This is a genomic window from Bacillus sp. TH19, from assembly GCF_016651075.1.
In the GTDB taxonomy this organism is placed as follows: Bacteria; Bacillota; Bacilli; order Bacillales; family Bacillaceae_G; genus Bacillus_A; species Bacillus_A mycoides.
This window is the reverse complement of the sequence record NZ_JAEKEO010000001.1, coordinates 390,380-416,189: the sequence shown is the minus strand read 5'-3', so window position 1 is coordinate 416,189 and position 25,810 is coordinate 390,380. Positions and strand designations below refer to the sequence as shown.

At 33.1% G+C, this 25,810-nt stretch carries 19 protein-coding genes and 5 pseudogenes; 4 read left to right on the top strand and 20 right to left on the bottom strand.

The window, feature by feature from the left end:
- Positions 1-56: 56 nt before the first annotated feature.
- The 11 genes and pseudogenes from JFU54_RS02010 to JFU54_RS30300 form a co-directional block, all read right to left on the bottom strand.
- Positions 57-2,678: a PBP1A family penicillin-binding protein gene (locus JFU54_RS02010; RefSeq protein WP_201063590.1), complete on the bottom strand. Its 2,622-nt coding sequence runs from the start codon at positions 2,676-2,678 to the stop codon at positions 57-59.
- A 431-nt stretch (positions 2,679-3,109) separates the two neighbouring features.
- A pseudogene (locus tag JFU54_RS02005) lies at positions 3,110-3,973 on the bottom strand (serine hydrolase).
- A 649-nt stretch (positions 3,974-4,622) separates the two neighbouring features.
- A pseudogene (locus JFU54_RS02000) lies at positions 4,623-5,456 on the bottom strand (anthrax toxin lethal factor-related metalloendopeptidase); the annotation flags it as partial.
- 158 nt (positions 5,457-5,614) lie between these two features.
- Positions 5,615-5,968 (bottom strand): annotated as a pseudogene (locus JFU54_RS01995) (IS4 family transposase); the annotation flags it as partial.
- A 331-nt stretch (positions 5,969-6,299) separates the two neighbouring features.
- Positions 6,300-8,729: an insecticidal delta-endotoxin Cry8Ea1 family protein gene (locus JFU54_RS01990; RefSeq protein ID WP_201038255.1), complete on the bottom strand. Its 2,430-nt coding sequence runs from the start codon at positions 8,727-8,729 to the stop codon at positions 6,300-6,302.
- 367 nt (positions 8,730-9,096) lie between these two features.
- Positions 9,097-9,273 (bottom strand): annotated as a pseudogene (locus JFU54_RS01985) (IS4 family transposase); the annotation flags it as partial.
- 307 nt (positions 9,274-9,580) lie between these two features.
- Positions 9,581-10,531 (bottom strand): nucleoside hydrolase, encoded by a 951-nt coding sequence (locus JFU54_RS01980; RefSeq protein WP_061675856.1) that lies wholly within the window; start codon positions 10,529-10,531, stop codon positions 9,581-9,583.
- 206 nt (positions 10,532-10,737) lie between these two features.
- Positions 10,738-11,400: an IS6 family transposase gene (locus JFU54_RS01975; RefSeq protein ID WP_151304146.1), complete on the bottom strand. Its 663-nt coding sequence runs from the start codon at positions 11,398-11,400 to the stop codon at positions 10,738-10,740.
- Positions 11,401-11,906: 506 nt separating this feature from the next.
- Entirely contained in the window at positions 11,907-12,224 is a 318-nt protein-coding gene (locus JFU54_RS30310) for an S-layer homology domain-containing protein (protein ID WP_369811991.1), read from the bottom strand.
- 3 nt (positions 12,225-12,227) lie between these two features.
- Entirely contained in the window at positions 12,228-12,392 is a 165-nt protein-coding gene (locus tag JFU54_RS30305) for an S-layer homology domain-containing protein (RefSeq protein WP_374100928.1), read from the bottom strand.
- Positions 12,393-12,407: 15 nt separating this feature from the next.
- Positions 12,408-12,719 (bottom strand): hypothetical protein, encoded by a 312-nt coding sequence (locus tag JFU54_RS30300; protein WP_374100930.1) that lies wholly within the window; start codon positions 12,717-12,719, stop codon positions 12,408-12,410.
- Positions 12,720-12,922: 203 nt separating this feature from the next.
- On the opposite strand from JFU54_RS30300, the gene JFU54_RS01955 reads away from it, so the two are divergent.
- From JFU54_RS01955 to JFU54_RS01945, 3 genes are all read left to right on the top strand, one after another.
- Entirely contained in the window at positions 12,923-13,156 is a 234-nt protein-coding gene (locus JFU54_RS01955; RefSeq protein ID WP_002016601.1) for a hypothetical protein, read from the top strand.
- Between the two features lie 224 nt (positions 13,157-13,380).
- On the top strand, positions 13,381-13,626 hold the full coding sequence (locus JFU54_RS01950) for a hypothetical protein (protein ID WP_002169373.1): 246 nt from the start codon (positions 13,381-13,383) through the stop codon (positions 13,624-13,626).
- A 31-nt stretch (positions 13,627-13,657) separates the two neighbouring features.
- Entirely contained in the window at positions 13,658-14,635 is a 978-nt protein-coding gene (locus JFU54_RS01945; protein ID WP_151304147.1) for a CgeB family protein, read from the top strand.
- A gap of 125 nt (positions 14,636-14,760) precedes the next feature.
- Here JFU54_RS01945 and pseI read toward each other — a convergent pair whose 3' ends face one another.
- From pseI to JFU54_RS01900, 9 genes and pseudogenes are all read right to left on the bottom strand, one after another.
- Positions 14,761-15,810: a pseudaminic acid synthase gene (pseI, locus tag JFU54_RS01940; RefSeq protein WP_016093949.1), complete on the bottom strand. Its 1,050-nt coding sequence runs from the start codon at positions 15,808-15,810 to the stop codon at positions 14,761-14,763.
- Positions 15,803-16,363 carry a UDP-4-amino-4,6-dideoxy-N-acetyl-beta-L-altrosamine N-acetyltransferase gene (pseH, locus tag JFU54_RS01935; protein WP_151304148.1) on the bottom strand — a complete coding sequence of 187 codons (561 nt, stop codon included), beginning with the start codon at positions 16,361-16,363 and terminating at the stop codon, positions 15,803-15,805. Before pseH ends, pseI begins: the two co-directional genes overlap by 8 nt.
- Position 16,364: 1 nt before the next feature.
- Positions 16,365-17,465 (bottom strand): UDP-2,4-diacetamido-2,4,6-trideoxy-beta-L-altropyranose hydrolase, encoded by a 1,101-nt coding sequence (gene pseG / locus JFU54_RS01930; RefSeq protein ID WP_151304149.1) that lies wholly within the window; start codon positions 17,463-17,465, stop codon positions 16,365-16,367.
- Between the two features lie 39 nt (positions 17,466-17,504).
- Positions 17,505-18,500 carry a cytidylyltransferase domain-containing protein gene (locus JFU54_RS01925; RefSeq protein WP_201063588.1) on the bottom strand — a complete coding sequence of 332 codons (996 nt, stop codon included), beginning with the start codon at positions 18,498-18,500 and terminating at the stop codon, positions 17,505-17,507.
- Entirely contained in the window at positions 18,501-19,706 is a 1,206-nt protein-coding gene (gene pseC, locus JFU54_RS01920) for a UDP-4-amino-4,6-dideoxy-N-acetyl-beta-L-altrosamine transaminase (protein ID WP_151304151.1), read from the bottom strand.
- Positions 19,706-20,668 carry a dTDP-glucose 4,6-dehydratase gene (locus JFU54_RS01915; RefSeq protein ID WP_201063586.1) on the bottom strand — a complete coding sequence of 321 codons (963 nt, stop codon included), beginning with the start codon at positions 20,666-20,668 and terminating at the stop codon, positions 19,706-19,708. The genes pseC and JFU54_RS01915 overlap by 1 nt, the downstream gene beginning before the upstream one ends.
- Positions 20,665-21,690, bottom strand: coding sequence for an SDR family NAD(P)-dependent oxidoreductase (locus JFU54_RS01910; protein ID WP_201063584.1), 1,026 nt, complete (start codon positions 21,688-21,690; stop codon positions 20,665-20,667). Before JFU54_RS01910 ends, JFU54_RS01915 begins: the two co-directional genes overlap by 4 nt.
- 33 nt (positions 21,691-21,723) lie before the next feature.
- Entirely contained in the window at positions 21,724-23,127 is a 1,404-nt protein-coding gene (locus JFU54_RS01905) for a CDP-glycerol glycerophosphotransferase family protein (RefSeq protein ID WP_201063651.1), read from the bottom strand.
- 6 nt (positions 23,128-23,133) lie between these two features.
- Positions 23,134-23,898 (bottom strand): annotated as a pseudogene (locus JFU54_RS01900) (glycosyltransferase family 2 protein); the annotation flags it as partial.
- Positions 23,899-24,205: 307 nt separating this feature from the next.
- Here JFU54_RS01900 and JFU54_RS01895 point away from each other — a divergent pair.
- Complete coding sequence (locus JFU54_RS01895; RefSeq protein ID WP_201063582.1) at positions 24,206-25,495, top strand: glycosyltransferase family 2 protein; 1,290 nt, start codon at positions 24,206-24,208, stop codon at positions 25,493-25,495.
- Positions 25,496-25,810 lie beyond the last annotated feature (315 nt).

The window sequence follows — 25,810 nt, the reverse complement described above, 5'->3', positions numbered from 1 at the left end:
CTGTTTATGCTTTTTTTAAAATTTGCACAGAACCAACACTTTCTTCATATTACTTATTATCCATTATCGGCTGGAGCCTCTCCTGTATTCCCATTATTACTTGGTTGCGTTGGCGTTCCATGGCCACCCCCATTGTTTGGCGGCGTTGTATTTCTTTGGCCACTACCATTGTTTGGCGGCGTTGTATTTCCTTGGCCACTACCATTGTTTGGCGGCGTTGTATTCCCTTGGCCACTACCATTGTTTGGTGGCGTTGTATTTCCTTGGCCACTACCATTGTTTGGCGGCGTTGTATTCCCTTGGCCACTACCATTGTTTGGTGGCGTTGTATTTCCTTGGCCACTACCATTGTTTGGTGGCGTTGTATTCCCTTGGCCACTACCATTGTTTGGTGGCGTTGTATTTCCTTGGCCACTACCATTGTTTGGTGGCGTTGTATTCCCTTGGCCACTACCATTGTTTGGTGGCGTTGTATTTCCTTGGCCACTACCATTGTTTGGTGGCGTTGTATTTCCTTGGCCACTACCATTGTTTGGTGACGTTGTATTTCCTTGGCCACTACTATTATTTGGAGTATTTTGCTTTTGCTCTTCTTGTTTCTTTAATTCCTCTTGTTTCTTTTGCTTTTCTTGTTGCTTATTTTGATTATTATTACTTGGCTTTTCAGTCGTATTTGGAGAAGAATCACGTTTCTCACCTTTAATACGTAATTCGCTACCTTCTTGAACTACACTTTTCGGCATTTTAAATTGCGACTTATCTGTAGCCATCTTGCTCATCATTTCTTTAAAAATCAACTGAGAAATTTTCGTATTTTTACTACTAATATAATCGTCTTTACTATCTTTTATATATCCAGTCCATACTGCCATCGTATATTGTGGTGTATAACCAGCAAACCAACTATCACGAGTTGCACTTTCTGGTAGATTATATTGTGCTATTTGTTCTAAAGAATAGTTTGTTGTACCTGTTTTACCCGCTACATCTAAAGAATCTATATTAGCTGCTGTACCCAATCCAGATGAAACAAAAGTACGAAGCATATCAGTAATCATATATGCTGTAGAATCCTTCATAACTCGTTTTGGCTTTTGCTCAAAGCTTTTTGATTTACCATCTGGATAAACTACTTTCTTAACAAAATGCGGCTTCGTATACTTACCATCATTACCAAATGCCGCATAAGCACCTGCAATTTCAGTTGGTGACGCTTCATTAGTACCAATCGCTGTTGACTCGGTCGGTACTACATTAAAGGTAATACCTAACTTTTCAGAGAAAGCTTTTGATTTATTAATTCCTACTTCTTTTGCAGTTTTAATAGCCGGGATATTTCGGGATGTTTTCAATGCATCACGCATTGTAATTGGTCCTAAATGCTTTCTATCTGCATTTCTAACTTCTTGTCCTGTTGAATACTTAAATGGAGAGTCATCAATTTGATGGTAAGTAGCCCATTTTAAATATTCAATTGCAGGAGCGTAATCAAAAATTGGTTTCATTGTTGAACCTGCTGAGCGATCTAATTCAATTGCTATATTATGTCCTTTAAATACAGCTTTATTTTCACCGCGTCCGCTACCAATTGCACGAACTTCTCCTGTTTTCGTATCCATAAATGTGAAAGCCCCTTGGAATTTCTCATTTGGATAATTTATAATATTTTCATTTAAAAGCTTGTCCGCAAAATCCTGTGCCTTTGAGTCTAATGTTGTATAAATTTCTAAACCGTCAGATCCAATATTAGCATCTGGTAATTCTTTTTCTACTTCTTTCACAACCGCATCCATAAATGCAGGATATGGCATTGCTTGAAGTTCTGTTGCAGATTTAAGCCCATCTGTTACTTTAACCTGTGAGGCTTTTTCCATTTCTTCTTTTGTTATATAACCATGTCGATTCATTAATTCTAGTACAACGTTTCTTCTTTCTGTTGCCCTTTGAACATTTTCTTTTTTCGTTGGATCATAGTTATTTGGTGCTTTCGGTAAACCGGCCAACATTGCAACTTCTGGTAATGTTAAATCTTTCAATTCTTTACCGTAGTAGTTTTGTGCTGCTGTTGCGATTCCATATGAACGGTTACCTAAATTAATTTTATTTAAATACATCTCTAATATTTCATGTTTTGAATATTGTTGTTCTAGTTTATACGCCAAATAAATTTCCTGAACCTTACGCTTTGACGTTTTTTCCATCGATAAGAAGTAATTTTTAATAACTTGCTGCGTAATCGTACTTCCACCTTGAGAGCCGTAATCCCCTTTTAGGCTGACTAAAACTGCACGTGCAGTACCTTTAAAGTCTACGCCACTGTGCTCATAAAAACGTGCATCTTCTGTCGCTAAAAAGGCATTTTCTACTAATTTAGGAATTTGATTATACATAATATTCGTTCGTTTTTCTTTCCCATATTCATATATCAATTTTCCATCTTTATCATAAATTTTTGAGGATAACGGATTAACAAGTTTTGCTTTCTCAAGTTTTGGCGCATCCTTGATCATAACGAAAAAGGTAGCAACCCCTGCGACTAATCCTACAATACCAAGTAGTAAGCAACTGATTAAAAATTTGCGAAAAAACGATGTTTTACCTTGTTGTTTTTTAGAAGCGGGGTGTTTTTTCTTTTTAACTTGTCGTCGCTCCTCTCGAGAACGATAATTTTCTGACATGCTACTTTCTCCTGCCTTTCAATTCTCCCTTTGATTTACTTAAAATTATTGAGGTCACCTTCAGAAATATACTTATATTTAAAAAGTGTTTTAATCGGAATCAGTCAATATTTTCCTAATCTATAGACTATAAAACTAAGATTAACTCTTGAACAAACTATTTTCATCTCTATTCTTTATAATAATGCTGCCCCTTAAAGCAAGGAAATTGTGAGCTGTTCCTCATCTCTTTGTACTATATCTAATATTTGTAATAGTGAGTTCTTGGACCACTCGTCTAATATAATGGTTCTTGTTAGCATAATCGTAATGAAATAAAAAGAATGTAAAAAACGATTCTTTTGATGTAAAAAGAATCGACTTCTAATTTTATCCTATAGATGGTATGGAATATAGGGAATCAGAAAGCAAAGGTAAAATCAATACCCTCACTAGAGAGCATCTATTGTAACCTTGGCAGTCTGCGCGATTAGCTCAGTATCATATATAGCATCTTGACTGGACAGAATTGCAATGATAATCGGTTCTCTGGTTCTCTATTCGGTGGCTAAACGATGGCAATATCATTAGGTGTTCCGTAGCTTCCGGCTCCAGATTTATCATCGACTTCCCAATCTTTTGGTACACCAGCATGGATGAGTTCGTCTCCTGTAGCGTTTCCGCGCATCAAATCCGTAGGGGTTTTACGTTTATCAGTTTGGAGTGCATCTCTGACCGTGAAAGCCTTAAGATTGGTAGCAAGTGTTTTTGCTGTACTTGTATCACAAATGTCTCCCGGAGTAGCTTCGTTCAAATCCTTTAGGTCCGTCTAATTTCTTGGATAAAGTGTTCCCCGCAGTGTTATCACTGTAACGAATAGCAGCCTCCGCAATTTCCCCAAGAGTCATACCGCTATCCACATGTTTCTCTGTAATTGGTAAATACTCTACTAAATCATCTTTTGTATAAGTGATAACTTCGTCTAATTTGTCAATTGGATATTGTAGTAACAATATCCCTGTAACCAGAGCCTTAAAGGTAGATGCGTAAACAAACCGTTCATTAGGTGATCGATAAGTAACTGCCCAGTTTGTACCGGTGTCGATTTCATAGACACCCAGTCGAGCGTCAAACTTTTTCTCGAGTTGTGCGAATTCTCAATGAGCCGCATGATTTGTATGTTTAGTTTTCTCTACTTTTTCTTTTGCTTCCACCTACAATGGTTCACCTGTAAAAAGTTTTACACTTGCAAGACTTAAACTTAGTATTCCAACACACATCCCTATTTTTAACATCCTTGTACTTTTCAAGATAATCAGTCCTTTCGTATTCTGCAGTACTTAAAATAGATGTCAAACCAGATTCAGTGTATTAAGTTTGGGCACTAAGTTTTTAGGATTACACTTAATAGACAATCTAAGTAATAAATTTGTTCCACATTTACAAATACATTAAATTTAACGAATTCCCCGAAAAAATTCTCCTTCCTCAAGCGTGTGAAGGGCGTAGCCCAACGGTAGGTGGGAGATGAATTTCGGTTTGGCATAGCCAAAAGCTTTTGATAAACTAGCTATATGAAGTTCTTTGATAACTTGATATATGAGGTTGCAGGAAGAAAATTGAGTGCGAAAACTAAGCCATTCGGTTCCTGCGTAAAATATCAACCGTACCAAAAGAGCGTCCAAGCGTTGGACATCTAGGGATGGAACACCCCGAAGTAACGCTCAGGGAGACGAAAGGTTGCTTTCATCGTGGAACTGAGAAGCTCCCACTTCAAGCTTTGCTAAGTGGCGAGTAGTTCACAGGAATAACTTATTGCCACACAACAGTTCCCTAGTCTATCCTTCAATTCAGATGTTCTTTTCCTTTTTAGTATAAAAATACCCCTTTAGATAACCACCTAAAGGGATAGAGCATCGTATCTTTTTTATAAACATCGCGAATTTATTTTAAAACCATAGTTAACTCTGCCTTCTTGTTATAATCTACTTTTGCGAATTCTCGATCACTATATCCTTTTAAAGACCAAGCAAATTGATTTCCGTCTAATAGTTCATTAATAGGTTCTGTTGAATTGGAATCCCCTTGAACAGTTTTAATTAATAAATCTATGCATCTATAAGTCAATGGAGCCTTATCTTTTAGCTCTTGCTTAGATGATTCGCTAAAATAATAATATGTAAAACATTCCGCAAAATATTCTTCCTTATTTTCGTAATATTTATCCGGGAAAAATTTCTGTCTCTCTTGACTGAAAGTAACATCAAACAAATCAGTATGACTTATATTAAAAAAAACCACTCGATCAATTGCATGCGCTATTTCATGAAGTTCTAAATTAATGGAACCATGCCCCTTTCCTCTTTCACTAAAACCTATTCTAGCCATTACAGGTTTTCCACCAATATCAGATCCCACACCTGGTACATCATCCCAGGTCAATTGTTTTCCTTCGGCATTGGTTTGCCCTTCCCATCCTCGTGGAATTAACCCTTTTAGGTCCCTGTATTCGTCAGACTCAGTGATAGGATAATTAACAAGTTTTACATATGTTCCGTCTGCCACTAATTTATCAAGTATGCCGCTTTTTATTTTTTTTATTCTATCAACCATATGTTGTGCCTCTTGATATTCTTCCACATTATTTCCTCTTATATCAATATGAATAAGCCTTTCATTTTTAGTCTGTTGTTCTTTTATAAACTCAAGGTTGTTTAAAGTTTCGGCTGCAAGGGGATGGTTTGTAAGGGAAATAGACAGAATAAATATCAATAATATCAAAATTGTATTTTTTTTCATATAAATCCTCCCGTTATATGATTTTTAATAACCCTTTGATTAAATAGGGATATTTCAAAAAACAAAATTGATAGTGATTGAAGAAATAAGCATTCCTTTTAAAAGCCTCATTTCATGATTCCAATAATTCTGGGTTAATTTTATTTTCCATACTGGCTTGCCTTTTTATATTGTATGTATTGAAGGTCTTTTAAATGAAAACAACCTAAATCTCGGATACATAAATCATTTGCTGTTACAGTTGGGACACACAGAGAGCCGTAAGTGCGATCATGTTGTTTACCTGGACCTGTATGAATATGTAGGAACTGTCCACCTGGATAAACCGATGAAAATACATCTGGGAGTTGAAATGCAGTTGAATCTAAAATACGAGTATGCTTGAAAACAGAAGTGTATGGAGAAGAAATCGGCATAGATGCGGCCAATTTTTTTCTTAGTAGTTCGGCTAGTAGGGGGTGTAAAAGTAGGACGGCCGCCTTATTAAACCGTTGATTCAGTCCCTCAGGACTTGATGAGTGCTTCGATTGATGCGACTTACTTTAAAAACGGACTCAAGTTCATTTAGTGAATAATTACCATCCTCCCATTCTTTCAATATGTTAAATTTATCCTCCGCAGAGTAAACTTTTTTAGACATTAACAAAACTCTCCTTCAAGCAAACAGATTTTTATTTTTTATCTGTCTACCTAAAGGAGAGCATATCAGTTTAGAAAGAATAACGTTTTCTTGGTACTTAGGGGTATTGTTGATGGGCATGTATGGTGCTCCTATCAGTATATCCAAGTTTGATAAACCATTTTTATATGTTTCAAAGTTTTTACATCAGAACCCATATTAGTTTAGCTTTTTTTTGCACCTATAACTTGGACATCATCAAATAATATATTAGATGTTCCATTTGACGTTAGAATCCCAACATGAGTGTTTGCTAAATCCCTACTTGTAATAAATTCTAGTTGTATTTCTTGATAGCCTGCTTTCCCCTTAAGCTCGACTGTTTTTGTTATTCGCTCATGTTTCAAATTATCTGTGAATATCGTTACCTTTTGTCGCTCATTTCCATCATTGGAATTCAATTTCACTTTTATACTCAAGGTATATTTAGAGAATGGTAATACTTGATCTTGAATATAAGTCCAAGTATCTCCATTTGTACCAATCATACCAGCTTTCCCTGTGATACCTCCATTTACAATACCACCTAGGTTAATCCAATTTAACCGTTGATCGTCAAAATTATCCCGCGCTATCACTTGATCCCGTTCCACAGGTTCTAATTCAATTTGATCTAAGGAGAATTTACCTTGTGAATTTTCCAATTTCAAATCATGTGCACCTTTTGTTAACTTAACAATAGGGCCTTCTACAATCTTGTAAGAACCATATTCTCCTTTAACAGTGTCCGCTGCATTTCCAGTAATAGGAATAGTAGTGTCATCTATTTTTGCATAGTTACCACCAGGTTTTCTATGTGAAAGACTGATTTTAGAATTCTCGTTAGCTGCAACCTTATATCTAATTTTATATTCCTGTTCTTTAGAAATTTCGACGCCATATGCTAAATAAGAATTGGTAGTATCAGTTTTCATCGCTTTTTGCTTAGCATGTATAGATTCCACTTGTGGTTGAAAATTGCTCATTCCACGGTTATACTTTGCAGCTGGGATTGTTGTTATCATATTTGTCATTAGATAAGTGGACGACTGTGTAAGATTCTTGTCGACAAACCCAAATACTACTGCATCAATACCTTCAAATCCTGGATAGGTACTTCTGTTAAATGCGTGAATTTGAGAAAGTTTTTGATTCGGATATTCAAAAATATCTTCTTTGTATGATCCGCCTGAAAAATATCTACCAAAGTAAGGGTTATCTCCCCCAGTATCAAATTTAAAGTCAATATAATTAGGAGTACGGCTTGATTGCGCCTTAACTCTAGTAATCGGATTATCAGAAGGATTTATAAGAGTCTTTAAAGCCCCCCCACTTGTATTTCCAGTCCATCCAGGAGTAGTCCAATTGGAACCACCATTCTGCTTATCAGAAAACCATGGTTGAATAGCATCAATACGATCAAAGGATCGTATATCAAGCTTGTGCAGATCCCCTTTATATTCTTGAGAATCTAGGATCTTTTGTATGTTTTCCCATGTTGTTCCTTCCCCTGTTCCTCCTTGTGGTATGACTGCGCCTTTAATAGAAGAATAAATTTGCCTAGAATTTTCTTGCATTACGCCTTTAGAATATGTTTCAGGATTTGTTGCTGGAAACAAGTCTACAAAATCTAAAACGCTTAATGTATATTCCCTTACATAATCATTAATATGATTCCATCTGTCAGTATTTCTATTTGGTTGTTGCGTATTAATCTCTTCAGCTTCTTTTTTCCTTTTTTCCAATCCATCATTATATACTTTCATAGCATAATTCGTATATTCTTGAATAAGTTTTTTCTGATTATCCTTATATCCTTGCCATTGATCTTTATCCATTCCCCATTCTTCACCATATAAAATCATATCTCTCTGTAATAAGAGATGAGCATTTGCAGCTTGCACAAAGATTGGAGCTGTTATTTGTTGATATACAGAATCATTTGATTTTTCAGGCGTTTGAATAACAGCAATAAATTCTTTCAACTTCCTATCTGCTGCTCGGACAGCTTCAATCACTGGTGTGCCAGGCTCTTCTACTCTTTTTAAGCTATTTTTACTGTCATTATATATTTGGAGAACCCGTTGATACTCTTTTATCGCTGACATAGCCCCATTAAATTCAGCACCCATAAGATATTTATGATAATCATTTATTTTACTATCTATTTTTTCATCGATGTATGTTTCTAATTGCCTCCACATATCCGTTCCGTTAGCATCATTAGTAGGAATAAACACACTCCAAATACTTGCTAAAAGACTAGCTGGTGGTGGTAATAATGATAATCCTGTTGTCATCATGCCTTTTAGAAAAGAAATAGTACCCGAACCAGCATCCCCTTTGTTCTTAATATTGACTAATAAAGGTTGCCACTGATTGTTATTAAATGCATCTATAAATTGTGAAAAAGTTACTCCCTTATAAGGGTTCTCAAACCAACCATATGAATCTATCGGAAGGCTATTTTGATTAATATTTTTTGTTTGATTTTCTTGTAAATCTTCTTTTTGTTCATTTTCTGCAAATGCCGTATAAGCAGTTGGAATGTAGGTTCCAGCAAATACACCTGTAGCTAATGCGATAGATAATATTTTCTTTTGTTTCTTTGTCATAAAATCCCCCGTTCCCATAAGTAAATCCCCTTATGCTTTGTTCTTTGGGTGCTTCTGATACAAAAATTCAGAAATATTTTCTTATCAAATTCATGCCTATAGTCTTGAAAATAGAAGAAGTATACTCTAATTTCATTGGGATATAGTCTTAATAGTAATGATTGACACAACATTTAGCAATTCTATGAAAATCCCCGCCTTTGATAGCTATTATGTTTATTTAAAAGTGTATTTTTAAATATTCCTCTTAATAAACGTAGTAAAAAAAGAAAATTTAATGTGAAAATCATACACTAAAGGTTAACTATCATTTAAAAAAGACATAATATTATAACTTTTCTTACATTTATTGAGTTTTAATAAAAGGGCTAGCGACTCGTTGACTAATCCAGATATAAATGGTGGCTAAATCTGAGCCAGAAAACTTACGTTTCTGCTTTACAAACCCAAGTTCTCTTGCAAGTTCTTCTAAAAATACAGGTGTCACATATCGTTGTAATTCCTCTGCAAATGGTTGTAGTTCATCTTGAATCGAGAGATTCATTAAAAAAAGTCATCCTTTCTAAATAAGCTAGATTAGAAAGGATGACTTTTTTTGGTACTTGAGGGTATTAAAATCTCTTAAGTTGATGGGTAAAGGGTAGCACCACATGGTCATCAAGTTAAAATTTTAATGTACCAGCAATTAGGGGGATTTTATTTTGTTAGCTTGATAGTGATAGGATACAGTCAACATTTCGGAAGTTTTGTATGCTAGACGAATTTCAACCTAATAAAGTCGAATTCCGGTACGTTAAATGCAGTGATATTTCATTCACATAATCCGTATTATCTGAAGTTAATAAAGTCTGTTACACTCTCTTCTTTAGGAATGTTTCCATAATATCCTTCTTGAATCTTTCATAATCAAACTGAAAAACTACATTATGTGTTTTATAGCCTGGATTAGTAACAAAACGAAAGTCTGCAATGCTTTGACCAAATCCCTCCCCTTGATCAGGAATGACTTTAATGGGTACCCTTGAAAGGCTAACAGCCTCTTGATTCAGCAAATACCACACTGTTACAAAATCATGCATAGGACTTCCACTTATACCAGGATTAGACTTAGAATAGAAATTATAATAATAATCTAACATAGGTTTGATGATGAGTCCTGCAAGATCCTGTGTATTCCGATGAAACTCATCTATTTTCTGAACCATTTCGGGTGTAACAATCGCATGTTGAGTCACATTTAAAGGAATAATTGTCAACTTCTTCGCATGCTGCAGAATTAAGTTTGCTGCATAAGGGTCTGCGTAAAAGTTAGCTTCAGCCACGGCAGTTACATTACCTGGATAGAAAAAAGCCCCCCCCATGCAAATACATTCTTTAACATTTCGCATTGTTTCTAAATTCAATACAAAAGTCGTAGCTAGCGAAGAAAGTCTTCCTAAATTGATAATTGTAAGATCTTCTAAATTTGATTCTATAATTTGATAAATATCATTTAAAGGATAAACTGGATATGAAATTTCAGGGGGAATGATAGGTCCTAATCCGACTTTTCCATGTACCTCAGGGAAATACTGAATCAATATACCTGTCAACGGTACAGAAGCACCAAGGAATACAGGTATCTCTTCTCTTCCCGCAATGTACTTCAAATAGTTAATATTTCTTATTGCATTTTCTCTTGATACATTTCCATAATCGGCTACAATTCCTACAAGATGAATGTCTTTACGAAAAAAGGTATACAGTATAGCAAACGCATCATCAATCCCCAAATCTGTAAACAGGAGAACCTTTTTTTGCATATCTCTTCCTCCCAAATCTATAGAATCCTACTTTCACTAATGATGTAGTGATCAGACTAAGCTTGTATGTATATATTTTATGTATTCTTAAAGAGTGGATTCTATTCACTTGAAATAGCTTTGCTCATCTAAATTTGATATTATGTCAAGGGTTCTGTTGCAAAGTTTCTTAACAGAGAAAAAGTTGGTATGATTGCAGATGGGTTTTATTCAATCGTTAGTAATTGTTGTAATTCATTATACGTCGAAAAAACGAAGTTTGGTTGTTGCAAACTTCGTTTTCGTTTATATAAAGCATGAACGGTTTCAATACCTTTCAAGGTACGTGAAGCATGACGAAGGCTTTGAAATCCTGTGGATTTGGCAAAACGCCTTTTTACATGTCTATGGTCTTGTTCAATGAGATTGTTCAAATGTTTGACTGTACAATGAGTTGTACGTCTATAAAAACCTTGTTCTTTTAATTTGTTAAACGCGCAAAGTAGCGCTGGGGCTTTGTCCGTTGTAAGAACCGTTGGTTCTCCAAAAGCCTTCACCAATCTTTTCATAAAGGCATATGCTGCCTGATGATCTCTTGTTTTTCGAAGTTGAATATCCAATGTATATCCATCCTTATCGATCGCACGATATAAATAACGCCATTTTCCTTTCACTTTTATATAAGTTTCATCTAATTTCCACGATGATTGTACCTTTTTGTTTTTCTTTTTCCAGATTTGATAGATCAAATTTCCATATTCATGGACCCAACGCATAATAGTTGTTGGATGAACCGATATGCCACGCTCTCTCAAAAGTTCAGATACATCGCGATAGCTTAAAGAAAAACGACAATAGTAGCTGTTTCTTTTAAATAAAGTTTGATTCAAAACATATTAAAAAGTTGTTTGTATTAAAAGAGAACCCTTCATACTTTGAAAAAAGATTGATTAAAAATAGAATTACTCTTGTGAACTAATACACAATTTTTATAAAAAAGTTTGATTGAAATTCATCATAAATCCTGCTACAACAACATTTCTTTTAAAATGTATTCTTTAAAACGGTTAAACTTTTTTCAAAACGGTACGACTTTATTTCAAATCCACACTTAGAAATTGTTTTTTAATTTTCAACACCTTATATACCGTCTTAGTGCTTGTATTTTAAAAATAGACTATAAAAAATGCACCTCTAATTGTCAATTATGTGACTAACAATTAGGGTGCATTTTTTGATCAAATTAGTTAGTTTTTTCAAAACCTATAACTTTGATTAGAGAAAAGATGAATTGTGTTGATATAAACTTTTTTACACTCAAAATGATGAGTCAATTTCAAAACAAACTGGTACGAAGCCTATATAGGCTTCGTATTAAAACCATCTTATTATAAGATTAAATAGGCTTTGGTACAAAATTTAGATTTAAGTTGATTGCTCTATATAAAAATACAGCCATTTCTGCTCTTGAAACATTCGCTCCTGGATTGAAATTTTTATTTCCTGTACCACTTGCAATCCCATTGCTATATAAAGCTTTTACATATTCATTCGCCCAATGATCTTTCATATCATTAAATTCATAATTAGCTTTGATTTTCAAGTTAAATGCTTTTGTTAACACTACTGCAATTTCAGCCCTTGTCGCAGCGTTTTTTGGATTAAATGTCTTTTCCCCATTTACTGAAAAAATACCGCTCTTCGTTAAGGACAAAATTTATTTTTTAAATGGGCTATCATTTATATCTGTAAAAGGATTATCACTTGTATCCGGCAGTGATAAAGATTTATATAAGACGGCTGCTAATTGTTCACGTGTAAGATTATCATTTGCACCAAAGTAACCATTCCCATATCCATTTATAATTTTATTTCCTGCCATATATGATATTTGTTCCTATCCCCAATGACTTTCTGGAACATCTAAAAATACATTAGGAACTTTAATGCCATTTTCATTAAAATAATACCATTTATTATCTACGTCTTTCCAATCTGTAACCATAGTACCATTTTCGTTAAAATAATATACTTGTCCCTTAATAGTTTGTAAGCCTGTTTGCATAACACCATCTTCATTAAAGTAGTATTTGTATCCATTTATAGATTGTAGGCCTTTAACCAGAGGGCCCTCTTTATCACGATAATACCAGTTTCCATCTTTTTGAAACCATTTAACCCAAGGATATTTCTCACTAACTTCTTTTATATTAAAATATTATATTTTTAAAAACAAATAACATCCAGGCTAACTAAAAAAGATAAATGTAAGTTAATATACTACTTTTACGTTTTTATATAATTCTAGTTTTTTATTAGTCCAAACATTTCATATTGTTACCACATACAATATGAAATGTTTGAATTGAATTGAATTATATTAATCAAAACTTAAAGTTAGGAGGGCTTAATATGGCAGAATGTACAGGTTTGGCTTGTTTTTTATTCTCTTCGTGGCCAACAGGAACGGTTGTTACAATTACCACTAAATCAGGACAAATTATTGGACCTGCTACTTTTTCATTGTTCTTTCCGACTATTTGTGCGGTTGTATTAGTTGAAGAAGATGTGATAACCCCCTCTTCTACCAATACCATATTCATAAGTTGTGAAGATATAGAAAGTGTTACTTTAACCACCCCTTAAGATGCTTCAAGTGGTTAAAGTTCAATCCATAGTTAAGACATTCTAATGAATGTCTTAACTATGGATAATCTAATCAAAATGCTCCAAAATGTATTATTCCATTGTATCTATCATTTCAATAAGTTGCTTTAAACTGAATTTTTTCCCTTCTAAAGGTTACTTGTCTACACATCCCTCTACATACTTTCATATGATATAGTATATTGTTTAAAGGAGGGATAAATTTGTTCTTATGTAATTTATTTCGTTGTTCAGGTGGAGTCTGTAGTATTTTTAAAAATTTACAACCAGGCGAAGTCGTTACTGTGACTGGTAAATCTGGAAATATTATTGGACCTGCTATTTTTACAAATTTTAACCCTAATACTTGTATCGTCACATTAGAAGAGGAAAATTCAGTTACTCCTCCTACTACAAGTATTACTAAGATCAGTTGTAAAGAAATAGAAAGTGTTACATTTATCTCATAATATATTTTAAACCTAAAGCAGGGATTGAAATATGAAACTCTTATACATTACTTCTGGTTACTCAAAAATCTATCAATATCTAGATCAAAGCATACAGAGAACACTTATCGATCAAAATTTCGAATGGTTAGCAGTACAGCCGAGTGAATTAATAGAGCAATTGGATTTCATTATAACAACGTTTCATCCTGATATTGTTTTCACATTATTAGGTAATCATCTACCACAAAAAGCAATTCAATATTTTAAAAAAAGGAACATTAAATTAGCTGTCTGGTTAACAGAGGACCCATTTTATATAGATACCTCTCTTCTTCTATTAAATAACTTTGATTTTATATTTACTATTGATAGTGAAGCACTTAAATATTATTCAGGTTTAGGATATACCAATGTATACCACTTACCATTAGCAACTAATATAGATGTATTTAAGCCTGGTCTAAGAAATTCGAAATATAAAAGTGAAATATTGTTCATTGGATATCCTTATCCAACTCGAGTAAAATTGATGCAGTTTCTTTTGGAAAAAACCCCTTATCACTATACTGTTATTGGTCAACACTGGAGAAATAAGTTAATTAAAAAATGGAAAAATCACCGAAGAATTAAAATTATAGAAGAATGGATTCCACCTCAAGAAGTTGCACTCTATTATAATAACGCTAGTCTTATATTAAACCCTCATCGTAGTCATCTATTTTCACAGAATAAAAATAAAAATAAAGTAAAAAATAATACCATTAATAATCGTACGTTTGATATTGCAGCTTGCCAAGGCTTTCAAATTATTGAAGAAAAATCTGACCTTTCATCTTTCTTCAATAAAGATGAAATTATATCCTATAATAGCTTTGAGGACTGTTTAAATAGAGTATCTTTTCATTTGAATGATACGATTTCGAAAAGATTAATGGTCAAAAAAATTCATACAAAAGTTATTACACAGCATACTTTTCATGAGAGAATCCATTTTATTACGACTATTTTACAATCACAACTTCATTAGGTTATTAAATTAAAAATATCTTTTCTTCTATAATCATTCTGAATAAATTAAAATGCCTTTTCATTAAATTGAAAAGGCATTTTAATTTATTCAACGAATTCCTAGTAGTATCTAATTGTACCCTATCAAATAAGATCCCACGAAACAGGTGTTCCTTTTTCAATGTCCTTATTCGCTTTCTTTCCGATAATTTTGGATAGGTGTTTTGGTAATAAGCCATTACCTGGTCTAATAGCTTTAATATTTTCTATCGTGAAAGCCTCTCCCGCTTTTATGTTTTCTACAACATATAATGACCTTCTAAATTTTAAAGAATCTTTTTCTAAATCAGTAGGGCCATAATATACTTTCCCCAAAGATTCCCATGCTTTTTCAGTTTCGCTTACTAATAATTTAAATTCAGCAGGTTCCATTGAAAAATCAGCGTCAACTCCTCCATCCGATCTCGAAAGCGTTAAATGTTTCTCAATTACTGTGGCTCCCAAGGCGACACTCGCTACAGATACTCCTACCCCAAGTGTATGATCAGACAAACCTACTTCACATTTAAATAACTCCTTCATATGAGGTATCGTAGCTATATTTGTAGATTTCGGAGATGCAGGATACGTACTTGTACATTTTAATAGAATTAATTCTTTACATCCCTCTTCTCTCGCAGCTCTTACTGTTTCATCTAATTCAGCAATAGAAGCCATACCTGTCGAAATGATTATTGGTTTTCCTGTCATTGCTACTTTACGTATGAGGGGAATATCAGTATTTTCAAAAGATGCGATTTTATAACAAGAAACATTCAATGATTCTAGAAAATCTACAGCAGTTTCATCAAATGGAGTACTAAATGGTATCATTCCTAATTCTATACAGCGATCAAAAATGGGTTTATGCCACTCCCATGGTGTATATGCTTCTTTATATAAATGATAAAGTGTTTTACCTTTCCATAAGCTTTTCGTATCCTGAATTAAAAAATCACCATTTTCTATATTTAAAGTCATTGTATCTGGTGTATATGTTTGAATTTTAAATCCTTGTGCTCCAGCCTCTGCTGCTGCCTCTACAATTTGCAAGGCTCTATCTAATGATTGATTATGATTCCCTGACATTTCTGCAATAATAAATGGTGGCGAGCTATTGCCAATCTCTCTACCCCCGATATATAAATTACTCATATTTTTCACCTTCAATTTCTTTTTTTATAGCTTCTTTCCTTTCCATCCATCGTTCATAAAAAAGGGTCATTGTAATAACGTCGATAAATTCATTATCCCTGAAAATATGGTTCACATATCTTCCATCTTCCTGGAAGCCGAGTTTCTGATGAAAGTTTAAACTAATACGATTTGATTCTAATATTTCTGCACATACTTTTTGTATGCCATTTGTTTCAAAAATATAGTCTAATGCTACTATACCTAATACAGTTCCAGCACGCCTTACACTCTGTTTATCTCCTATATAAAATCCCCAATTACAAGTTCGATCTATTTTATTTATTTTTGTAAAATTAACAAATCCAATTGGCTTTTCTTTATATATTAGTAATCTTGCAATCATTGTTTCATCATATTTTAGTTTTTCAAACCATTTATAGTGTTCGTCTATTGTTATTTTATGATCTTCGTACATAACAGAACGAATTTCTTCTGTATTCCTCCACTTTAAAATAAGATTTAAATCTTTCTTTTCTATACATTTCAAATGGAATTTTTCAATGTTTAACATACTATCCTCCTAAAATAATTTTTGTTATTTCATCCGAATTACTGGCACACTTTATGGCAAGAGCTTTATTAGACATTTCTCTCACTTTATCTGAATCTGTTAAAAGTTTGTTTAGACATTTCGTAATGGTTTCATCTGAAACACTTTCAGCTGTACCGATATTCCATGTAGCTCCGGCCTCCGCCACAGCTTTGGTTACTTCTATTTGATTTTGTGCAGTTGTAATTGTTATAGAAGGTAATCCAAGAAAACAGCGCTCCCATGTTGTTGTGCCCCCAGCTCCTATCCCTAAATCCGCTCGTATCATAAACTCTTCAATATTCTCTATTTGACAATAAAATGAAGCGTTTGAAATGCTCTTGCAATAATTTTGAATATCTTTCTTATGAGGATTTTGGCTTCCTACCACTACATCTATTTTTAAAGTATCACTATTAATATTTTGTATAGCTCTTAACGTTTTTAATGTCTCATTCGTTACATCGTGCCCACCAAAAAATATAAAAATATGTTCAACCGCACCCGTTCTTTTTCGTAAAAATTTCTTAGCAGAATGGAACTCTGGCCGTAATATGGCATATTTAGGTCCTAATTTTATTAAAGAGTGCTCTGGTATTAATTCTTTATAGCGTTCATTAAGACTCTCGTATAGATTTTGATCTAATAACAATTCACAATCATGTACTCGATCTGCAAGATCATCGATTACCATAATCTTTTTTACAGTTTTTCTTAAAGCAGTTTCCCACTTTTCATCTAATCCATAATGATCAACAATTAACCAATCAAAATTGGGAAGTTGCGACAAAATATCATTGGTCTGTCGTGCATCAACAAACCAATGACATTTTAGCCAATCCAAATAACTCCCGTGTACTGTACTTAAGAAATTCGTATTTTCACCATCTGCATCTAACAAAAACACATGAAATCCCTTATTTAAAATATATTGCTGCAAATCACCTTGCAGCTTACGACAAATGAAATAAACTTGAGCACCTTTATTCCGTAACTCATGGGCCAGTGTTAAGCAACGCATAATATGACCGGTACCTATTTCAATAGATGCGTCGGCGCGAAAGGCAATTTTTTTCTCAAGCAAGTTACTCCCTCCTCACTAAAAGCACTACAATTTATTAATTTATAATTTCGTTTCTCTATTTAACTCATCCACTAATGATTGTTGATTTGCCCATTTCAATTTCACATGACTATTGATTTGAATAAGTTCAGGATTTCGAAGGATATAATCTTTTATTTGATGAAAAAATAAAGGTTTAGATTTTACATTCAGACTTTTATAAAGTTCATTGAACATATCTAAATCTGGTTGTTCATCTAATGTTAACCTCCAAGTAGGGTAACAAAATGGCGGAGGGAGTTTTACTATATTGACCCGGAATAAATGTGGATTATTAATAAAATAAAACGGAAGGTATTCTGCATAGGTTAAAGTTTTTGGGGTTTGTAGCAATCGTTCGATTGCCTCTAAATTAAAAATATCGCCTGCTGTTCCGACAGGTAACGTACTTAACTCTGCCTGTGTATAGTCTGCACCGCTTTTCAAATGTTGATCTAGTAAAAAAGTATTAATTTCTGGTGATACAACTGGGCAATCTCCGGTAATCCGTATTACAATATTTGCCTTTTCTTGTTTTGCAGCTTGGAATATGCGATCAGCGGTATTTTCTGGATCACCCCTGAAAATCTTAACTTTCCCATCTAAATCAAATTTTTCCAAAGGATCATCTTGTGCAATATCTGAAGTAGCAAGTATGACCTGGTGTTTCCCTGGAATAGCTAATGTATTTATAAGACATCGTTCAATGGAAGGAACTCCATGTATTGGCAATATTGCCTTTAAAGGTAACCTAGTAGATTTTAACCTACAAAGTACAATAATTACTACTTTAGGAGGTTCAATAACCTCTTTCGTTAATGGAGTTCCTGCTTGCAAATTATATAAAGCTACTTGAGGTAATAATTCCTCAAACTGAAGCTGGTTCAGTGCATTTTCAACGATACCTAGTTCCATATCAACTTTATTAGCTGTAATGATTTCTCCTTTTTTTATATCAACTTTTGTTACTGCTCTTAACAATTTTTTGTTTCGCAATTCTAATAACACCCCTTTCATTTAATGTTTAGCAACTCTATAAAACGAAAGAACTTTTCTTACTGCTTTTATTACATCCCCTACATCACCTTTTGTCATTTTAGGAAATAGAGGAAGTGTAATAATTTCCTCATATAAATTTTCGGCTTGTGGACAAAGGCCTTTTCTATAACCCAAATTTTGATAAAACGGTTGTAAATGTACGGGTATATAGTGCACATTCACACCAATATTTTCTTTTTGTAATGCCTCATAAATTTCTTTTCGATTACCCTTTAATAATTTAGTATTTAACCGAATGATATAAAGGTGCCAACTTGAGTGGGTTTGGGGCAATTGCTTTGGTATGATGATTTCAGGTAAACTATTAAATTCTTTATTATAAATGTCTACATATTTCTTTCTAATCTTAATAAAAGAATCTAATTTACTTAACTGTGATAAGCCAAGAGCAGCCTGTATATCAGTCATCCTGTAGTTGTAACCCAAAAATTGCATTTCATAATACCAAGGCCCATGATTATCAAGAAGTTTTTGAGGATTCCTTTCAATTCCATGTGTACGAAATTGAACAAGCTTTTCATAAAGCAAAGTATTATTTGTAGTAATTACTCCACCCTCTCCTGTTGTAATATGTTTCACAGGATGAAAGCTAAACATTGTCATATCACCAATTGAACCAATCTTTTGGTTTTTATAAGTGGCTCCTAATGCATGTGCTGCATCTTCAATGATAATCAAGTTATTCTCATTTGCTATTTTTTTTATTTTATCTAATTCTACAGGCTGCCCAGTAAAGTGTACGGGAATAATAGCCTTTGTTTTGTTTGTAATCTTTTCCTCTATAGACCTAGTACTGATATTGTATGTTTCATAGTCTATATCAGCGAAAACTGGCTTTCCACCCTGGTATAAAATACAATTTGCACTTGCTACAAATGTCATTGAGGTTGTAATTACTTCGTCTCCCTCTGTGATTCCAGCTGCATAGCAGGCAGCATGCAAAGCAGCTGTACCACTTGAAAAAGAAACAGCGTATTTTGCCCCAACATATTTTGCTATAGCCTCCTCAAACTGTTGAATCGTTGGTCCTGTCGTTAAAAAGTCTCCTTTTAATATATCTATAACTGCCTGAATATCATGGTCATCAATTTGTTGTTGACCATAAGGCAAATATGTTCCTCTAACAGGATTTCCCCCATGTATACCGAGAATTTCCCTGGCCATTATTCTTTCTCCTTAGGGTTAGTTTTTAAAGATTTAATCCACTCTTCTGTTTTAATAACTCCATCTTCTAAAGAAACTTTCGGTTCCCAATTTAATATTGTTTTTGCTTTTTCATAGTTACATAATAATTTTTGAATTTCACTTTGTGGATGGATATGAGTTACATGTTGAATACTTACTTTATTTCCCGAAATCAATTCTGCCAATTTATTAATTGATATATCTTGTCCTGTTCCTGCGTTGATAATATGACCATTTGCTTTAGAAGAATAGCCTGCTTTCACAACGAAATCTGCACAATCTTCAACGTATAAAAGGTCTCTCGTTTGTTTCCCATCTCCATAAATATTTACTGGTATTTTATCTAATTTATTATTTATAAAAATGGCAACAACCCCACCTTCACCACCAGTTTTCTGGAATGGGCCATACGTATTAAATGGGCGAATAACCACAACAGGTAGCTTATAAGCATAATAGTAAGATAAAACCATGTTTTCAGCAGCGATTTTTGATCCAGCATATGGAGAAGCTGGTTTAATCGGGTCTAATTCTGATATCCCTTGTATATTAGTAGCTTTATCATATACCATACAAGTACTCATAAAGACCATTTTGACATGATACTTAAGACATTGTTCTAACAAATTAAAAGTACCTATTGTATCATTTTCAAAAGTTGTTCTGGCATCATCTATACTATCTTGAACATTGATACTTGCTGCTAGGTGATAACAAAGGTCAAATGAATGATCTTTAAATAATTGGTCCACCAATTTTTTATCTTTAATATCTCCTTGTATACATTGCTTCAAGTTTAAATCATGAACGAACTCGATAATATTTGCTGTAGTTGAATTCGCTAAATTGTCTAATATCCATACTTCATGCTTATCTTGCAATAATCGATTTACAACCCACCTACCAATAAATCCTGCACCACCAGTTACTAATATTTTCATAGTTTCTCCCCTCCTGTTAGTAATTGCTGGTTTATAATCAAATTTCTAAGTTCTTCTTTTGAAATCGCATCTTGATGATCTGAGCGATAAAATCCTTGCTTCGCTCTATTGGCATTTTCATATTGAGCACCTTTTTTTAGTGGACTTGGTATGATAAACATATCCGGTAATTCAAAAGCCTGTAAAGATTCATCATGTGTCATAAGTTCTTCATACATTTTTTCACCAGGTTTTAATCCAATTTCTTCAATCTTAATACTATCTTTGGACAAACTATACAACTTTGTAACTTCTTCTATCATCACTTCACTTAAATCTTTTAATGAAATAACTGGCATTTTCAATATGAAAGTTTCACCGCCCTTTGCTATTTTCATTGCTTCAATGGTTAACATCGTTGCTTGTTTCAGTGTCATCATAAATCTGCTCATACTAAGATCAGTTACAGTTATTTTGTGATTTTCTTTAATTTGATTTTCAAATAAGGGAATAACAGAACCTCTCGATCCCATAACATTTCCGAAACGTACACTTGCAAATATTGTTTCACTAGATCCTTTTGAATATTCCGCTGATGTTATCAATCTTTCAGCTGTTAGTTTTGTTGCACCGTAATTATTTGTTGGTGAAATTGCTTTATCAGAGCTTGTGAAAATCACCTTTTTTACTTTCTGGGCAATTGCTGCTTTTATTACATTTTGTGTTCCAAAAATGTTGGTCAATACCGCTTCAAACGGATTATATTCACAAAATGAAACATGCTTCATCGCCGCAACATGGAACACATAATCAATATTTTCCATTGCGCTATATAGGCGATCATAATTTCGAATATCCCCAATTAAATAGCGAATATTTTGATTTTTACCCCTAAACTCTTCTTGTAATACAAATTGATTATATTCACTTCTACTAAAAATTCTTATAACTTTTGGCTTTCCCTCTAAAACATTAGAAAGAATGCTTTTTCCAATTGTTCCTGTTCCACCAATAATTAAAACGTTTTTATTTTTAAAAAACATAGATATGAATACCTCCTCTTTTTAAAATAATGTTTATCCTTGTGCGCTTTGAATTAAGCCTTGCAACTTTTTGGTGCTTACTTCTTGTGGATAATTTTCACTAATAAATTGTTGTCTTAATTCTTTTGCTAGACTTGACTGCAAAGAATCGTTTAGGACCTTTTCAATCGTGCCCACCATATCTTCAATAGAGTGATTTACAAGCCAATCTAATTTATCATAATACTTATAATCTCTATCCTCTAATAACGATTTATAAACAACTACAGGTATATCTAATAACATTGCCTCTAACCCAACTGTTGAATTAGAAATAACCACAAGATTCGCATGTAAAATAACATCATACATGTTCACTTCATTTGTTATATATTTAACATTAGGATATACGTTACTTAACCGAACATATTCTCCCACTAGGTTACGCCCTTTTTCCCAAGGATGAGGCTTTATAATAACTGTGATATTTTTGTTTTTAACTAATTCTTCTGTCAATTCGATATAAAATGAAGTTTTAAATGGCTGGGTTGCAATAAAAACCACTTTTGTAGAGGGGTCTATTTTTAATTGTTTAAAAAGATTCTTTTTATCCATATATACCCTATCGAAGATATCATCATATCTGGGATGCCCTATAATCTCAATTTGAGATTCACTGACCCCTTTTTGAAGGTACCAATCTCGTTCATATCTTCCATATACAACCTGTTTTGTAGCGAAAACTGGAAAGTATGCTTCTTCACCCATTATCGCACCATGCTGAAGACAATAACTCGGTATCCCTTCACTTTTAGATAGAAAAGTAAGAGCTCTGCTTGCTATATCCTCCGTTGTGCCAACAATCACACCAGAAATAACTTGTTCCTTAAAAATGAAATAAGCCATATTAAGTTTCTCAATCATAATAGGGAGGTCGCTGAGTAATTTTTTTTGAAAAAACATGTTTGAAAATAGTGGATGTTTATTAAACTTTGAATATATTTTTTTAGCCTTTTCGATGAAAACATGTGCAGTATTAGGGGCTTTATTTATATAATCTGGTGCACAAATTGTAGGAAGACCATAAAGTTCTGTCTTTTTTGATCTAGTTAATATCTTTGTATGATTTGGATTAAAGTGAGTAAAATTACTTACTGAAAAACGGAGATAATCTGAATTCAGGAGAATCACTCCATTTTGATTTATTCTTTTTATCTTTGATTGAAATGAAGACATTCTTTTTTCAAACTCTAACTGCAACTGTGTTTCCTCTATAGGTTCAATTGACAGTTGTTTATAAAAATCTTTTTCTTTCATTTTATTTTTTACATCTTCGTCCAAATATTGATAGAAATTACTCAGTAATGGTAAAGGAACATTATAATGCTTTAATTCAGAAAAAACATTTATATATTCTAGATTTAATAACCAGTAATTTTTCAAATAGATGTCACTCAATATTTCACCCTCTTTTTTTCTTAAGTCTTCTCTTAATTCTTTACATGTTCTTTGTGATGGTAATAATTGTACAAATTCATTTTTTTCTTCCGCAAATAACTGCGCATGTATTGAATGTGAAGTAATATAATTGATATCTAAAATTTCATCTAAAGGATAAAAATCCCAATAATGATTTAATCTCCAAAAAAAGCGTGCATCTCCTATACGATAAAACTGAGGGTCTTCATCCCAGTAAGTACTCCACCTTTTTTCAAGAATCGGCAAAACAGATGCTCTATGCATTATAGAACAATGATCAATTGCGCATGGCGCATTATTAGTGACTTTTTTTGCAGGCCTTTCAACAGTTTTGATAGGTAAATCTGATTCATCTAGATGGATCGTTTTTGATGCAGAATATACAATTTGAACATCTTTATTCTCATCAAGATAACTAGACATCATTTTAAGTCGCTCTTTTTCGTATTGATTATCATCTGTAATATAAGTAATATACTCCCCTTTTGCATGTTTAAGTGCCTCGTTAATTAAAGCAGCATATCTGACTTTTTTTGTTCGTTCAGAAATATGGGCTACATTACTTTTATAAAAGTGTACATTTTTCTTGTTTATGAATGGTTGAATCACTTTCTGAGTCAATTCGTTAGAATCATCATCCATAATAAAAAGTTCAAAATCTTGGAAAGTTTGGTTTAATACACTTAATATCGATTTTTCTACAAATGTGGGCTTATTATAACTCGTCATAATAACTGTAATTTTAGGCAAATATTACTCTCCTCCTTATCATTAAATAAAAAATAGTTACGTTATTATATAAAGAGAAAGGACGAACCGTTCCAATAATCTTAAAAAAGATTTATATATGTAATAAAATGATAAAGTAGCTATTTTATTTGCCCATGCGTCTTTTTTATAATCCGCTATAGTCTATACCATATCTATGAACAAGTAATAAACTATTTAAGTACAAAAAAGAAAATATCAATAGATAGAAACAACTAACTCCAAAGATTCAATTAATATCCACCTGAAAATATTAAGCTATTCAAAATTCTCACAAGAGGTGACAAATTTGAAACCCCTAATTTCAATTATCCTCACTAGCTATAATAAACCTTCTTTAATTAATCAAGTTATTGAAAGTGTTCAGATGCAAACTTTTAAAGAGTGGGAACTTTTTATTATGGATGATAACTCTTATCCAGATACTATAAATATCATAAAAAAGTATTTAGATGACCCTCGAATTTATTATAAGAATAGTTTTATACTAGGTAATGAAAGATATAAAACCACAAGATATGCAACGCTCATTAATGAGGCGCTTCCATTAACATGCGGAGATTATATTTGCTATTTAACCGATGATACTATGTACGTTCCAAATAGATTAGCTGAAATGTTATCTTTCTTACAAAAAAGTCCTGAAATAGATGTGGTGTATTCTTCTCAGCACGTAAAATGTGTTGATTATAATCTACAACCTACTCATGAATATGTAAGGAAAGCCTCGGAAATTTTATATACAGCTGCAAATGTTGTGGATCACTGTTCAGTTATGCATACAAGAAGAATTTTATTAAAGGTTTATCAAAAATACAGTAATTATTGGGAGACCGATCCTCTATATTGGTTTAACGGAGATGCAATGTTTTGGAAACGTCTAAATACATTCCAACCTTTCTATCCTATTAACAAAGTGCTCGATATTACTTTCAAAACACCTTTTTCCTTCCAAAATCTATATGCCAACCTCCCATCTAAAGATTTAAATGGTATATTGCTTAGAAATTCACAAGGTGACGTATTTTTAGTTGATAATTATAAACGTAGGCCCATATCAAAAGAAATGCTTTCTTACTTCAAATATAATCAAAATCAAATTGTCCCAATACCTGAACCATTTATTTACAAATACACAGAAGGACCACCTATATCTCTTACAGAACCCATTCCAAATTTACGTGTTGTAAAAAATGAAAAAGGAGAATTATTTTATATAGAAAATAATCAAAAACGTCCATTTATTAACACTACAGCATTTCGCAAGTTTAAATTTTCAGCTCAAGAAATTATTAAAGTTTCGCAACGTAGTTTAGATGAATTTTCAGATGGACCACCTATTTACCCGAAATTATCTAATTACACGATTCTACCTGAAGGGAAAGTATTTATCTATCATCACAATTATTTCATTATGACAGATCGCATGCTTCACCCAATAGATAAAGACATGTTACAAAAACTGTATCTATTAAAGAACTGTATACCGATTTCAAAAACTAGCTTATCCTACTTTAAAATTGGTCCTCCTATTTCATCATATCCATCTCACTTAGCTGAAGAGTACCAAGAAGACTGACAAACGAGATTGTGCCAAGAAGGACTATCCCCATGCCCATCAACTTAAGAAAAGTAAGCACCCCAAAACAAAAAAATGAGCTGTTTTCTCAAAATATCTACCTGTAGAGAAAGAAAGTTTTCATTTAGGGGGTACTTCAAAACCTTAGCTTGCTAGTAGGGGTCACCATCTATCAATATTAGTAATGCAGATAACATCATCCTATCGAATAATAAGAAATATATATAATGCCATACTTCATCATTATTGCATGCTTGTTTCTTTCATCTTTCACAACAAATTCTATATGATAATAGGTGCACTTCTTCTCTTCAT

Excerpts from the sequence above, each read along its gene's own strand:
- JFU54_RS01980 (WP_061675856.1), bottom strand. The coding sequence starts at position 10,531 with ATGCAAAAAAAGGTTCTCCTGTTTACAGATTTGGGGATTGATGATGCG.
- JFU54_RS01955 (WP_002016601.1), top strand. The coding sequence starts at position 12,923 with ATGGCAGAATGTACAGGTTTGGCTTGTTTTTTATTCTCTTCGTGGCCA.
- pseI (WP_016093949.1), bottom strand. The coding sequence starts at position 15,810 with ATGAGTAATTTATATATCGGGGGTAGAGAGATTGGCAATAGCTCGCCA.
- pseC (WP_151304151.1), bottom strand. The coding sequence starts at position 19,706 with ATGGCCAGGGAAATTCTCGGTATACATGGGGGAAATCCTGTTAGAGGA.
- JFU54_RS01910 (WP_201063584.1), bottom strand. The coding sequence starts at position 21,690 with ATGTTTTTTAAAAATAAAAACGTTTTAATTATTGGTGGAACAGGAACA.
- JFU54_RS30305 (WP_374100928.1), bottom strand. The coding sequence starts at position 12,392 with ATGGCAGGAAATAAAATTATAAATGGATATGGGAATGGTTACTTTGGT.
- JFU54_RS02010 (WP_201063590.1), bottom strand. The coding sequence starts at position 2,678 with ATGTCAGAAAATTATCGTTCTCGAGAGGAGCGACGACAAGTTAAAAAG.
- JFU54_RS01990 (WP_201038255.1), bottom strand. The coding sequence starts at position 8,729 with ATGACAAAGAAACAAAAGAAAATATTATCTATCGCATTAGCTACAGGT.
- pseH (WP_151304148.1), bottom strand. The coding sequence starts at position 16,363 with ATGTTAAACATTGAAAAATTCCATTTGAAATGTATAGAAAAGAAAGAT.
- JFU54_RS01925 (WP_201063588.1), bottom strand. The coding sequence starts at position 18,500 with ATGAAAGGGGTGTTATTAGAATTGCGAAACAAAAAATTGTTAAGAGCA.
- JFU54_RS01945 (WP_151304147.1), top strand. The coding sequence starts at position 13,658 with ATGAAACTCTTATACATTACTTCTGGTTACTCAAAAATCTATCAATAT.
- JFU54_RS01915 (WP_201063586.1), bottom strand. The coding sequence starts at position 20,668 with ATGAAAATATTAGTAACTGGTGGTGCAGGATTTATTGGTAGGTGGGTT.